The organism is Candidatus Thalassolituus haligoni, assembly GCF_041222825.1.
Taxonomy (GTDB): domain Bacteria; phylum Pseudomonadota; class Gammaproteobacteria; order Pseudomonadales; family Oceanobacteraceae; genus Oceanobacter; species Oceanobacter antarcticus.
Window position 1 is genome coordinate 1,838,374 of sequence record NZ_CP139482.1, and the last position, 14,072, is coordinate 1,852,445.

The 14,072-nt window shown below is 53.8% G+C and carries 11 protein-coding genes; all 11 read left to right on the forward strand.

From position 1 onward, the window contains the following. The first annotated feature begins 33 nt into the window (after nucleotides 1-33). The 11 genes from leuC (at nucleotide 34) to SOJ49_RS08280 (ending at nucleotide 14,035) form a co-directional block, all read left to right on the forward strand. Complete coding sequence (gene leuC / locus SOJ49_RS08230) at nucleotides 34-1,452, forward strand: 3-isopropylmalate dehydratase large subunit (protein WP_369857743.1); 1,419 nt, start codon at nucleotides 34-36, stop codon at nucleotides 1,450-1,452. Between the two features lie 14 nt (nucleotides 1,453-1,466). Continuing rightward, entirely contained in the window at nucleotides 1,467-2,114 is a 648-nt protein-coding gene (leuD, locus tag SOJ49_RS08235; protein WP_369857744.1) for a 3-isopropylmalate dehydratase small subunit, read from the forward strand. An 82-nt stretch (nucleotides 2,115-2,196) separates the two neighbouring features. Continuing rightward, nucleotides 2,197-3,273, forward strand: coding sequence for a 3-isopropylmalate dehydrogenase (gene leuB / locus SOJ49_RS08240; RefSeq protein ID WP_369857745.1), 1,077 nt, complete (start codon nucleotides 2,197-2,199; stop codon nucleotides 3,271-3,273). 112 nt (nucleotides 3,274-3,385) lie between these two features. After that, nucleotides 3,386-4,504 (forward strand): aspartate-semialdehyde dehydrogenase, encoded by a 1,119-nt coding sequence (gene asd / locus SOJ49_RS08245; protein WP_369857746.1) that lies wholly within the window; start codon nucleotides 3,386-3,388, stop codon nucleotides 4,502-4,504. A 250-nt stretch (nucleotides 4,505-4,754) separates the two neighbouring features. After that, a complete protein-coding gene (locus SOJ49_RS08250) occupies nucleotides 4,755-8,435 on the forward strand; it encodes a FimV/HubP family polar landmark protein (protein WP_369857747.1) in 3,681 nt (1,226 codons plus the stop codon). A gap of 3 nt (nucleotides 8,436-8,438) precedes the next feature. Continuing rightward, nucleotides 8,439-9,263, forward strand: a complete 825-nt coding sequence (gene truA, locus SOJ49_RS08255) for a tRNA pseudouridine(38-40) synthase TruA (RefSeq protein ID WP_369857748.1) — start codon at nucleotides 8,439-8,441, stop codon at nucleotides 9,261-9,263. Between the two features lie 144 nt (nucleotides 9,264-9,407). Then, entirely contained in the window at nucleotides 9,408-10,076 is a 669-nt protein-coding gene (locus tag SOJ49_RS08260; protein ID WP_369857749.1) for a phosphoribosylanthranilate isomerase, read from the forward strand. Nucleotides 10,077-10,110: 34 nt separating this feature from the next. After that, a complete protein-coding gene (gene trpB, locus SOJ49_RS08265) occupies nucleotides 10,111-11,295 on the forward strand; it encodes a tryptophan synthase subunit beta (protein WP_369858053.1) in 1,185 nt (394 codons plus the stop codon). A 15-nt stretch (nucleotides 11,296-11,310) separates the two neighbouring features. Then, complete coding sequence (gene trpA, locus SOJ49_RS08270) at nucleotides 11,311-12,117, forward strand: tryptophan synthase subunit alpha (RefSeq protein WP_369857750.1); 807 nt, start codon at nucleotides 11,311-11,313, stop codon at nucleotides 12,115-12,117. A gap of 29 nt (nucleotides 12,118-12,146) precedes the next feature. Next, a complete protein-coding gene (locus tag SOJ49_RS08275; RefSeq protein WP_369857751.1) occupies nucleotides 12,147-13,496 on the forward strand; it encodes a folylpolyglutamate synthase/dihydrofolate synthase family protein in 1,350 nt (449 codons plus the stop codon). Then, nucleotides 13,481-14,035 carry an SPOR domain-containing protein gene (locus SOJ49_RS08280; protein WP_369857752.1) on the forward strand — a complete coding sequence of 185 codons (555 nt, stop codon included), beginning with the start codon at nucleotides 13,481-13,483 and terminating at the stop codon, nucleotides 14,033-14,035. Before SOJ49_RS08275 ends, SOJ49_RS08280 begins: the two co-directional genes overlap by 16 nt. The last annotated feature ends 37 nt before the right edge of the window (nucleotides 14,036-14,072 follow it).

A 14,072-nucleotide genomic window follows, 5' to 3' on the forward strand; every position in this document is an offset into this window, starting at 1 on the left:
CCGTCAACAGAGCATTCCAATAAGGAGCCACCGATGACCGGAAAAACACTGTACGACAAACTTTGGCAACAGCACGTCGTTAAAGAACGCGATGATGGTACTGCACTGATCTACATCGATCGCCAGTTATTGCACGAAGTAACGTCTCCCCAGGCGTTCGAGGGACTGCGTATTGCCGGGCGCAAGCCATGGCGTCTGGACGCCAACCTGGCGACGCCGGATCACAACGTGCCGACCACCGCCATCGAGCGTGAGTCTGGTGTCGACGGTATTGTTGATCCGGTATCCAAAATCCAGGTGGTAACACTCGATAACAACTGTGATGAGTTCGGCATTACTGAATTCAAGATGAAAGACAAGCGTCAAGGCATTGTTCACGTTGTTGGCCCGGAGCAAGGTGCCACCCTGCCTGGGATGACCGTGGTGTGTGGCGACTCCCATACAGCCACTCACGGTGCTTTCGCGGCTTTGGCTCATGGTATTGGCACTTCGGAAGTTGAGCACGTTCTGGCAACCCAGTGTCTGATTCAGCGCAAGATGAAAAACCTGCTGATTCGTGTCGATGGTGAACTGGGCAAGGGCATTACCGGCAAAGACGTGGTGTTGCACGTGATCGGTATCATTGGTACCGCTGGCGGTAATGGCTGCGCGATGGAATTTGGTGGCTCTGCCATTCGCTCGATGAGCATGGAAGGCCGTATGACCATGTGTAACATGGCCATCGAAGCCGGTGCTCGTGTCGGTATGGTCGCGTTTGACAGCATCACGGCAGCTTATGTCAAGGGTCGCCCTTATGCCCCGAACGCCGATCAGTGGGAGCTGGCACTGGCGGCCTGGCAGGATCTGGTATCCGATGACGATGCCGTATTTGACAAGGTGGTCGAGGTGCGCGCTGAAGATATCAAGCCGCAGGTTACCTGGGGGACTTCCCCTGAAATGGTAACCACGATTGATGCCACGGTTCCTGCTCTGGAAGACGCACGGGACGGTGCCCAACGTGCCGGCTTTGAACGTGCCTATGCCTACATGGGGCTGGAGCCGGGCCAGAAAATCACCGATATCAAGCTGGATCGTGTGTTTATCGGCTCCTGCACCAACAGCCGGATTGAAGACTTGCGTCAGGCGGCGGCAGTGGCACAAGGCCGCAAGGTTGCTGACAGTGTTTTACAGGCGTTAGTGGTGCCGGGTTCCGGTCTGGTCAAGGAGCAGGCTGAGCAAGAAGGTCTCGACAAGATTTTTGTCGAAGCCGGTTTTGAATGGCGCGAGCCGGGCTGTTCCATGTGTCTGGCGATGAATGCTGACAGGTTGGGGCAGGGCGAGCATTGTGCCTCGACCTCCAACCGCAACTTTGAAGGTCGTCAGGGCTATGGCGGTCGCACCCATCTGGTCAGCCCGGCGATGGCCGCCGCTGCCGCGATTGCGGGTCACTTTGTTGACGTTCGTGAATTCTGATCCGGAGTAATACCATGAGAGCATTTACTGTACACACCGGCCTTGTGGCACCGATGGATCGTGCCAACGTCGATACCGATATGATCATCCCGAAACAGTTTCTGAAATCGATCAAACGCAGCGGATTTGGCCCGAATCTGTTTGACGAGCTGCGTTACCTGGATGAAGGTCAGCCCGATGCTGACAACAGCGGGCGTCCGCTGAATCCGGATTTTGTGCTGAATCAACCGCGCTACCAGGGTGCGTCTGTGCTGATTGCCCGCGAGAACTTCGGTTGTGGCTCCAGTCGTGAACACGCCCCCTGGGCACTGGAGGATTTCGGCTTCCGGGTTGTTATCGCGCCGAGTTACGCTGATATATTCTTCAATAACTGCTTCAAGAATGGCTTGTTGCCTATCGTGCTGGCGGAAGAGACGGTAGAGCGCCTGTTCAAGGCCGTTGCCGGGAGCGAAGGGTACGAACTCACCATCGACCTGGAAAAGCAGCTGATTCTGACACCCGATGGCCAGGATATACCCTTTGAAGTAGATGCCTTCCGCAAATACTGTTTGTTGAATGGCTTTGACGATATTGGCCTCACGTTACAGGATGCGGATGATATTCGTAGCTACGAAGAAGCCCGTCGCGTGTCTTCTCCCTGGTTGTTTAACGCAGGCTCCTGAGTCGTTTGTCGGCTTGGATAACCCCATGAATATCACAGTGGCAGCCTATGACTGCTGCCACAGCAAGTAACAGGAAATAATAATGAGCAAGAAAATTCTGGTTTTGCCAGGTGATGGTATTGGCCCTGAAATTGTCGCCGAGGCGGTCAAGGTTTTGGAGCATATCAATAGTCGCTTTAAACTGGGGCTGGAAATAGATCATGGCCTGGTCGGTGGCACGGCTTACGACGAAACCGGCTTTCCGCTGCCGGAAGAAAGCCTGAACAAGGCCATCGCTGCCGATGCCATTCTGCTCGGTGCTGTCGGTGGCCCGCAGTGGGACAAGTTGGAAGATCGCTCCAAACGTCCGGAACAAGGATTGCTGGATATTCGCAAGAATCTGGGCCTGTTTGGCAACCTGCGTCCAGCCATTCTGTACCCGCAGCTGGCCGATGCTTCGACACTGAAGCCGGAAGTGGTTTCCGGTCTGGATATTCTGATTGTCCGCGAGCTGACCGGCGGTATTTATTTCGGCCAGCCACGGGGTATTCGTACTCTGGAAAATGGCGAGCGTGAAGGTTACAACACCTACGTTTATAACGAATCCGAGATTCGTCGTATTGGTCGTGTCGCCTTTGAATCGGCGATGAAGCGCAACAAGAAACTGTGCTCGGTCGACAAGGCCAATGTACTGGAAGTGACCGTGCTATGGCGCGAAATTATGGAAGAGTTGTCGAAAGAATACCCAGAAGTCGAATTGTCCCATATGTACGTCGATAATGCGGCGATGCAGCTGGTGAGGGCACCGAAACAGTTTGACGTTATGGTAACCGGCAATATGTTTGGCGATATCCTGTCGGATGCAGCAGCGATGCTGACCGGTTCTATCGGTATGTTGCCATCGGCCTCACTGGACAAAAACAACAAGGGCATGTATGAACCTTGCCATGGTTCGGCTCCGGATATTGCCGGTCAGGGGCTTGCCAATCCGTTGGCAACTATCCTCTCTGTAGCCATGATGCTACGGTATAGCCTGAATGAAGGCGCGGCAGCAGATGTTATTGAAGCAGCGGTCAGCAAGGTACTGGATCAGGGGTTGCGTACCGGAGATATTTTCTCTGCCGGTATGACCCGTGTCAGTACCAGTGAAATGGGCGAAGCGGTACTGGCTGCGCTGTAAAGCAGTCTTGAAATCCGCGCTATTTTGTACTGACCGGATACTCCGGATGCTCGTTTGGAATGCAAGCCGCGCCTGTCGCGGTTTTGCTGTATCAAGAACAAGGTAATAGAAAATGTTGAAAACAGGATTAGTCGGTTGGCGTGGCATGGTGGGTTCCGTACTGATGCAGCGTATGGAAGAAGAAGGGGATTTTGCCCTGATAACGCCACAATTTTTTACCACATCTCAGGCAGGCAAGGCGGCTCCTGCCCTCGGCGGCAAAGACAACGGTGTCTTGGCTGATGCTTACGATATCAGTGCGCTCGGTCAGCAGGATGTCGTCATTAGCTGTCAGGGCGGTGATTACACCAAGGACGTGTATCCAAAACTGCGTGAATCCGGCTGGCAGGGCTACTGGATTGATGCGGCGTCCACTTTGCGTATGGCGGACGATGCCATCATTGTACTGGATCCGGTTAATGCTGATGTGATTAACCAGGGCCTGGATACGGGTATCAAAACCTACGTGGGCGGTAACTGTACCGTCAGTTTGATGTTGCTGGCGCTGGGTGGTCTGTTTGAAAAAGGACTGGTTGAGTGGGTTGCGCCGATGACCTATCAGGCTGCATCCGGATCCGGTGCTCAGAATATGCGTGAGTTAATTACGCAAATGGGAGCGATTCATTCCAATGTTCGTGACCAACTTGACAATCCTGCAGCTGCTATTCTGGATATCGATCGCCAAGTATCTGAATTTATCAATAGTGAGGAATATCCAAAAGATCATTTTGGTGTGCCGCTAGCAGGTAGCCTGATTCCCTATATCGACTCGCAGCTGGATTCTGGTCAAAGCCGTGAAGAATGGAAAGCCCAGGTTGAAGCCAACAAAATCATGGGTTCCGGGGATCGGCAGATTCCTATTGATGGCCTTTGTGTTCGTGTTGGTGCGATGCGCTGCCACAGCCAGGCGATGACCATGAAACTGACTCAGGATTTGCCATTGGCAGAGATTGAAGCAATTCTGGCGGCTCATAACGATTGGGTGAAGGTTATTCCGAATGATCGGGAGGCCAGTATGAAGGAATTAACGCCAGCGGCGGTTACCGGGACGCTGAGTATACCTGTCGGTCGAATTCGCAAGCTTAATATGGGGCCAGAGTATATTTCAGCCTTTACCGTTGGAGACCAGTTACTCTGGGGAGCGGCAGAACCTTTACGCAGAATGTTGCGGATTTTGTTAAACCGTTCATAGAAATTGGTCAATAAAAGCGGACGGAAGTCCGCTTTTTCATACGCAACATCTCGAATACGTCATAAACCTTTCATTCATATCAGTTTTATTGCCGCATACCGGTCGCAGCGATTGCGCCAGAACTGGTTATACTTGATACTTACGCTTGCTTGTGCTCTGCCAGTATTAGTGCTTACCAGCAGATCTGCTATCGGAATATTTTGATTAATCTGGGCTATAAAGCCGTAAAGTGACAACCAAGGATGCACCAATGAAGCGCCTATTTGCGAACGCCTTGCTGCTGGTCGGAAGTTTGACCATGTCAACTCAGCTACTGGCATTAGGGCTGGGAGAGTTGACGCTCAAATCGGCGCTTAATCAGCCTCTGGCTGCCGAAATAGCCCTGGTCGATTCAGAAGGCCTTTCTGAATGGGAAATCAAACCGGTACTGGCCAGTACCGACGCCTTTGAACGTTACAGTGTTGAACGTTCCTACTTCCTTACCAAAATCAAATTCAAGGTGGTTGGCGACAAAATCGTATTAGCAACCCGTGAAGCGGTAACCGAACCTTTCCTGAATTTTCTGGTTGAGCTGAACTGGCCGTCAGGCCGTGTAGTACGTGAGTTTACCGTATTGCTCGATCCACCCACCTTTGCAGAAGAAAGCTTTCGACCGCTGGTTTCTGCCCCGGCGGCTACAACCAGCAGTAGCGCAACAGCGCCTGTGCCCGCCGCGACACCAGCAGCTCGCCCAGCTGCTGCTACTCGTGGCAGTACCGGACAATGGCAGAGTCAGTCCGCAGAGCCAGGGACCTATATGGTGCAGCCTAATGACACCTTATGGGCGATTTCACTGGCTACCCGACCGGATACCGGTGTCACGCCACAACAAATGATGATGGCGATCCAGCAACACAATCCAGATGCCTTTATCGGCGGCAATATCAATCGCCTGAAAACGCATCAGGTCTTACGTATCCCTGATCCTGACCAGATTCATGCGATCAGCTTTGAGAGTGCTGTCAGTGAAGTAGCCCGCCAGAACCAGGCGATTGCTGGTACAGCACAGCTGGATGCTACCGGCCGAGCTGCTGTTGCACCTTCTTCACGCGCCTCATCCACCGGCGGTGAGGTGCGGCTGGTCTCTGATCGTGGCGAACAATCCGACTCGGCTGGAGCCAGCGGTGAAGTAGCCGGCCGCGGTAATGGGCGTCAGGAAGTCCTTGAAAACGATTTGGCCATCGCGCTGGAGACCCTCGACAAGAGCCGCCGTGACAACGCCGATCTGGCTGATCGCCTGACCGCCCTGGAAGAACAGATCGCTGCGTTACAGCGCCTGGTCAGCCTGAAAGACGACCAGCTTGCCAATATGCAGGTTAATGCAGCACAACAACCTGCAGACAAGTCTGTGGTGGCACCTGCAAGTCAGCCGGACATGGCTCAGCCTGCGGAAGTGGCAGGGGCTGTTGAGCGTGCCGTGCCAGCGACAGAGACTTCCAAATCGGCCCTGGCAGAAGTGAAGCCGCAACCTGCGCCGGAGCCAAAGCCAGAGATGGCGGAACGTCCAAAACCTCGTGTTGTGCCAGCACCACGTCCCGAGCCTGATCTGCTTGACAGTATTTTGCAGGATCCTATTACGCTTGGTGGTGTATTGGCGGCGATATTATTACTGATCGCGCTGATTTATACCGCAGTGAAAAAACGTCTGGGCGGCGGAAGCAAGCAGGAAGAATCACTCGGAACAGCCGCCGCCGCGCAGCTTCAGGACGAAATGGCCGATGCTGCGGCACCGGATACCGATGATTTTGACCAGTTCAGTTTTGGTCATGAGGATGACGATTCCGACACGGGTGTCCAGTTGGGAGCAGACCTGTTCAGTGGCGATGATGCACTGGATATTTCGACCGACAGTTTCGACACCCGAGATAAATTGCTGACCGAAGTCGACGCCGATATTGCGTACGGACGTTTTGATGAGGCGTTAAGTAAACTGACTCCTGCAATTGAAGCCCAGCCAGACCGGTCAGACCTCAGTCTGAAGTTACTGGAAGTACTGTCGGAACTTGACGATGCCAGCGCTTTTGCAGATGAAGAAACCCGCTTGCTGGGCTTTGCGTCTGATGCCGATGTGAGCGAAGCCGAGCAGTTACGCTTCCGCTTGACCAGTCCTATGACACCAGTAACTGACAGTGATTTCGACAGTATTTCACTTGACGATCTGGATATGGAGTTCAAGAACGATCTGGATGACTCCTTCGACATCACCGACACGGATTCAGATGCAACTGATGCTGGAGACGTTGAAAAGGATGCTGAAAAAGACGTCGATATAATGCCGGTGTTGGGTGCTGATGCGATGGACTTTGAAACAGCCCTGGCCGAAGGCGACGATGGCGATACACAGGAAGACGACGGACTGGATTTCTCTCTGGACAGTCTGGCCGGTGGTGGTCATGCAGAAATTGTCGACGAAGTAACGATTTCTGACGATGACCAGGGGCTGGATTTTGATCTGTCCGCCTTCGATGATGACGAAGAGATTACTGCGGAACCTGTTGGGGAAGCCAGCGAGCCAGAACATGAAAACCTGATGGATTTTGATGTATCTGATGATCTGCTGGAAGAACTTGCAAAAGCCACCCCAGCGGCTGAGGAACCTGCCACCTTGTCCGGCGATAATGTGATGGAATTTGACCTTGATGGTCTCGATATTCCAGAACTGGGTGAAGAAGAGGCTGTTGAGGAGCCCCTGGCGGTTGACGACGGAGAACACTCGCTGGAGTTTGAAGTCCCTGAGCTGAATGTGGCCAGTGAAGATGTGACCCTGCCAGTAGCACCTCATACGATTGATGAAGCTGCTGAGCTGGCGCTGGATGAGTTTGATTTGTCTGATTTTGAGGCAGAGCTTGATACTGCTGAATTGGCTGATCCAGATGTAGAGGAAGCAGTGACAGACGCCGCTGGACAGCAAACTCCGGTTGTCGGGTTGGAAGCGGATGACAGTGAACTGGATCTTGATCTTGATCTGGCCGAACTGGATAACGAGCTGGAAATGCTTGCCTCGGTGGTGGCTGAAGACGACACCGCAGCGACCAGTACAACAGCCGCAGAGCAACGGACCGATACAACGCCGGAACTTGCTGACGAGACGTTGATGGAGTTTGACCTCGATAGTCTGGAGGCAGAACTGGATGCGCTGGACTCCATGGCGGATCTGCCCAAGCTGAGCGAAGCAGACTTGACCGGGGTTCGGTTGCTTGTTGGTGGTGAAGACGACCAGGAATTGCCCGAACTGGATGAGCTGGAAGAATTCGGACGGGAATCTGAAGGCGCACTGGAAAGTACAGAGACATTAGCCGAAGCCGATCCGGCACTCGACGATTTTGATCTGGCAACTGTCGAAGACGATGTGACTGGCGCATCAGCGACTACTTCTCTGGAGCAATTGGAACCACTCGAAGACTTGCCCGGGTTGGCCGACCTGGAAGAGGAACTGCCGGAATTCGATTTTGAAGAGCTGCCGGAACTAGAAGAAGTTTCTGAGCTGGAGTTGGCAGAAGCGGTCGCGATTGATGAACTGCCACAACTGGATGAACTTGAAGACCTGGCATTTGAGCTGGATGATGCTGAAGCTCTGCCAGACTTGGCTGAACTCGAAGACTTCACATCAGACGAGTCGAATTTGGCTGACGTATCGGATGCGGATGCCAGCGACATGGACATCCCGTCGTTTACTGCAGATTCGATTGATCTGGATGAGCTGGCAGAGACAGAAGATGAATTTGCCTACTTGTCCGGTACTGATGCCAGCGATACCAAGCTGGATCTGGCTCGTGCCTATGTCGATATGGGTGAGGCAGAAAGTGCCCGCGAGCTGTTGAACGAGATTGTCCAGGAAGGTAGCGATCAACAAAAGCAGGATGCACAAAATCTGCTGGATTCACTGATCTGATCAATGTCTGATACTTATCGTTATGCTGCTATCGTGGAATACAACGGCGCTTGTTTCCACGGTTGGCAGAAGCAAAAACATCACAACGAACCTACCATACAGGCCGCTCTGGAAGCGGCTATCTCCAAAGTAGCTAATCACCCGGTCGAGATAGCCTGTGCCGGGCGCACCGATGCAGGTGTGCATGCGACGCGGCAGGTGATTCATTTTGATACCACCTCAAAACGCAGTGACTATGGCTGGTTGATGGGAATTAATACCAACACGCCAGCCAATGTATCGTTGCAATGGATTGGTCAGGTTGCCCCTGAATTCCATGCCCGCTACAAGGCTCAGGCACGCTGCTATCGCTATCTGATTAATAACGCTCCGTATCGCCAGGCGTTGCAACATGATCAGTTAACCTGGTGGCGCTACCCACTGGATGCTGGCCGAATGCACCAGGCTGCGCAGTCGCTGCTGGGGCAGCATGACTTTTCTTCTTTTCGGGCGAAAGACTGTCAGGCCAAAACACCGGTTAAAACCATGCATCGTATCCAGGTGCGGCAGTGGGGCAGTCTGATTTTGCTGGAGCTGGAAGCAAGTGCATTTCTCTACCATATGGTGAGAAACATTGTTGGCGTCTTGTTGCCCATCGGTGAAGGTCATCAGCCGATTGAGTGGATGGCGGAGGTACTGGAAGCCAAATCCCGGCTGGCGGCTGGCGTTACTGCGCCAGGTGATGGCTTGCATTTTGTCGGGGTGCGATACCCCCAGCAGTTTGATATTCCCAGTCAGCCATTTGGGCCACTGTTGCTGGAACCCGTACTGGCTTTGTCTGACAGCTGACGCGTCACTGCTTCCCAAGTTCCTGCCTGCTAGCCGCCCCGGCATCCGTATTCGCACACCGAGCACGGGAATGAGGGCACACCTGACCCCGGCCATTGCTGGCAAATTCTGCTACCATCGCGGTATTTGTTCAGGAACCTTGCAATGTCGACCACGCCCGTTATCCGCACACGAGTCAAAATTTGTGGGGTTACTCGTGTAGAAGATGCCATCAAAGTGGTAAACAGCGGTGCCGACGCTATCGGCCTGGTGTTTTATCCACCCAGTCCGCGAGCGGTTGATATGCAACAAGCGGCTGACATTGCCGCTGTGATTCCGGCTTTCGTTACCGTTACTGCTCTTTTTGTTAATCCGACCGTTGAACAAGTGCAAAGCGTTCTGGATGCCGTTAGAATTGACCTTATCCAATTCCACGGTGACGAAGACGATGGCTTCTGCCAACAATTCAACCGCCCCTACATCAAGGCAGTCCGTGTCCGGCAAGCGTCGGATATGGTGGAGGCGTGCGTGCGCTTCCCAGGTGCCTTGTCTCTGCTGCTAGACAGCTACAAACCTGGTGTTCCAGGTGGTACTGGCGAAACCTTTGACTGGTCGCTGGTGCCAGACGATTTAAACAAACCCATTATTCTTGCTGGTGGCTTGTCTCCTGTTAACGTGGCAACCGCTATTCGCGATCTGCACCCTTTTGCGGTGGATGTGAGCGGAGGCGTCGAGGCTGACGGGCCAGGAAATAAAGGCATAAAGGATGCCAGCAAGATTCAGGCATTTATGAACGAGGTGTATCGTGTCGACAACGAACAACACAACTCCTGAACAAAACGCACACGCAGATGTATTAAACGCCAACTTGCCCGATGCACGCGGCCATTTTGGTATTTTTGGTGGCCGTTTCGTCTCCGAAACCCTGACGGCGGCACTGGATGAACTGCAATCTACCTACCTGAAACTGCGTGATGACGAAGACTTCCAGAAAGCCTTCGATCACGACCTGGCGCACTATGTGGGGCGTCCGTCGCCGCTGTATTACGCCGAACGTCTGAGTGACCATTGTGGTGGTGCACGGATCTTTCTGAAGCGAGAAGATCTTAATCACACCGGTGCCCACAAGATCAACAACACCATTGGTCAGGCTTTGCTGGCCAAGTTTATGGGCAAAAAGAAGATTATTGCTGAAACTGGCGCGGGCCAGCATGGTGTGGCGTCTGCCACCGTTGCGGCGCGTTTTGGTTTGGAGTGCAAGGTCTTTATGGGCTCGACCGACGTTGAACGGCAGAAGCTGAACGTCTACCGCATGAAGCTGCTGGGTGCCGAAGTGGAGTCGGTAACCTCCGGTACCAAGACTCTGAAAGACGCCATGAACGAAGCCATGCGGCACTGGGTTACTCACGTTGACGATACTTTCTACATTATCGGCACGGCTGCTGGCCCGCACCCATACCCAATGTTGGTGCGTGATTTCCAATCCATCATCGGTCGTGAAACCCAGGTTCAGAGTTTGGAGCAGATTGGTCGTCAGCCAGATGCTCTGGTGGCCTGTGTCGGGGGGGGATCCAATGCCATTGGCATGTTCCATCCCTACATCAAATACCCGGAAGTCGCCATGTATGGTGTTGAAGCCGGTGGTCTGGGTCTGGACGGTGATGACCATGCTGCGCCACTGAGCAAGGGCCGTCCTGGTGTCTTACACGGTAACCGTACCTATCTGATGGAAGATGAAAATGGCCAGATCATGGGCACTCACTCTATCTCTGCCGGTCTGGATTATCCGGGTGTTGGCCCTGAGCATTCCTGGTTGAAAGACGTTGGTCGTGCCCAGTATGTGGCGGCTACCGATGTTGAAGCGATCGATGCATTTCACAAGCTGACACGGCTGGAAGGTATCATGCCGGCACTGGAATCATCCCATGCCGTGGCCTTTGCCATGAAGCTGGCAGCCACCATGCCTTCCGACAAGGTCATTGTGGTGAACTTGTCCGGTCGTGGTGACAAGGACATTCATACCATTGCCACTCTTGATGGCGTGACTGCATAAGGATCGGAGTTCGATATGTCTCGTATTGCTATTTTATTTGCTGCCTTGAAAGAAACGGGCAAAAAAGCGCTGATCCCCTACATCACCGCTGGTGATCCGCAAAAAGAAGCCACGGTGCCGATGATGCATGCGCTGGTGGATGCCGGTTGCGACCTGATTGAGCTGGGGGTGCCTTTTTCCGATCCCATGGCGGATGGCCCCACTATTCAGTTGGCCTGTGAGCGGGCACTGGAACACAACACCTCACTGCGCGACGTGCTGGCCATGGTGACTGAATTTCGGGCCACCAACACCACCACGCCGATTGTACTGATGGGCTATCTGAACCCGGTAGAAGCCATGGGCTACGACACCTTTGTGACCGCAGCGGTGACGGCCGGTGTGGATGGGGTACTGCTGGTAGATTTACCGCCAGAAGAAGCCACGGACGTTGATTCCATCTTCAAGAGTGCCGGACTGGATATGGTGTATCTGATCGCACCGACCACTACCGATGCCCGTATTGAAGCCATCGGCAAGGCGGGTAGTGGCTACGTTTATTATGTCTCCCTGAAAGGAGTGACCGGCTCGAAAGCGCTGGATGTGGATGACGTTGAACGTAACCTGCAGCGTATTCGCCAGCACGTATCCATTCCGGTGGGGGTCGGGTTTGGTATTCAGAACGGTGTCACGGCAGCGGCGGTGTCCAAAGTCTGTGATGGTGTGATTGTCGGTAGCGCGATTGTTAATCATATCGCCGACAATGCCACTAACCCTGCTGAAGCCCGACGTCTGGTCACCGAGCTGATGCAGGAAATGCGCATCGCCATGGATCAGCAATAATCCGGTCGTAACAAAGAAGGATATTCAGGATGACTGACTTCAGTAGTTGGAATGTCAAGCGTTGGCTCGAGCATCTGGAGTCGGTGCATCCTGCTGAGATTGACATGGGTCTCGATCGCGTGCGCACAGTCGCAGAGCGGTTGGGGTGCCTGCGACCTGCCGGACTGGTGATCATGGTGGCCGGAACCAATGGCAAAGGCACTACCTCGGCGCTGATAAGTGCCTTGTTGTTGCGCCAAGGGTTATCGGTCGGCTGTTATAACTCACCGCATATCTTGCGTTATAACGAACGCGTATCGGTGAATGGCAGCGATATTTCCGATGCCGACCTGTGCCAGTCGTTCGCGCTGGTCGAACAGGCGCGCGAAGAACAGCCGCTGACCTATTTTGAATTCGGTACCCTGGCTGCGCTGGCCTGGTTCAAACAACAGCATCTGGACGCCTGTGTACTGGAAATTGGCCTCGGTGGACGTCTGGATGCAGTAAACGTCGTGGACGCCGATGTTGCGGTGGTCACCAGTATCGGGCTGGATCACGAAGCCTGGCTGGGGAACGACCTGAATGTCATTGCCTATGAAAAATGCGCTATCGCCCGGCCAGATCGCTATCTGGTCTGTGGTCAACCCAATCCCCCGGAACGTGCTCGGGCCACGGTGAATGCCTGTGAAGGGATGTGGCTGGGGCGCGGAGAAGCTTTTGATGTGACTGAGCGGGTGCAAGGTGATGCAGCTGTGCTGAACATCCGTTTCTTGCCGTACCCGGATGACGATACGTCGATGGAATGGGTGTTGCCTCGTGGCTTTATTCCGGCAGCCAACATTGCGACTGCGTTGCAGGCACTGGCTGCGGTTGGCCACTTGTTGCCCGAACAAGAAGTAGCGGACACCCTCAAGCGTTTGCGGGTTCCGGGCCGCTTACAGGGTTGGCGCTGCCAATGCCCTGACGGCCGTACGTTTAGCGTGACGCTGGATGTGGCTCACAACGAGCAGGCGGCAGCGTACCTGGCAACTCGTGAGCTGGAGGTCGACGGTATTCTGCTGGCGATGCTGGCAGACAAGCCGGTAGAAAAGGTTGTCCAGGCTTTACCTGCCGCACGTTTGTGGAAGCTGGCCGGACTGGACTGCCATCGTGGCCTGGATGCCGCCGGGCTGGAGCAGCGTTTTCAGGCTGTGGCGGTTGATGGTGTTGATGGTGTTGATGGTGTTGATCGTACGGTGGCGGTTTATCCGACGGTAAACGCGGCCCTGAAGCATTTGCAGCAAACCGCACTGGCGGATGAACACTGGCTGGTAGTTGGATCTTTTTATACCGTTGAGCAGGCATTAACACTCATTTATGCCCAGCAAAAAAGCGGGGAGTACGCATGGAAAAGCATCTGAACAAGCGCATTCTTGGTGCTGTTGTCACTGTTGTGGCCTTGGCGATTGCGGTGCCGATTGTAATTGATGGCTCCAGCCAGCGGCTGACGATTGATCAGGATATGCCGCCGATGCCTGATATGCCTGATTGGGCTGAAGTCCAGAACCAGCAACGGATTCGTATTGACCTGGAGCAGCTGGCCAGTGGTGAAGCCACGGCCGAATTGGCAACGCCAGCGGTTAATACGGCGGAGGTTGATGACCCGGTGCCAGCAGTGGTCAAAAAACAGCCCGAACGTGCCCATCTGGATGAAACTGCGTTACCTTATGCTTGGGTGGTGCAATTGGGGGCCTTTTCCAGCAATGAAAATGCCACCAGTTTTCGCGATAACATTCGTGGTCAGGGCTTCAAGGCCTTTTCCCGTACCGATGACGATGGCCTGACACGGGTGTTTGTTGGCCCGGAACTGCAGCAGCAGCAGGCAGAGGTCTTGCGTACTCAGCTGGAAAAAATATTAAAGCGCAAGGATCTGAGAATTAAGCGCTTTATCGCCCGTTAACGCTCTGAGAGGCCGATTGAAGCGTGCTTTTAGCCGT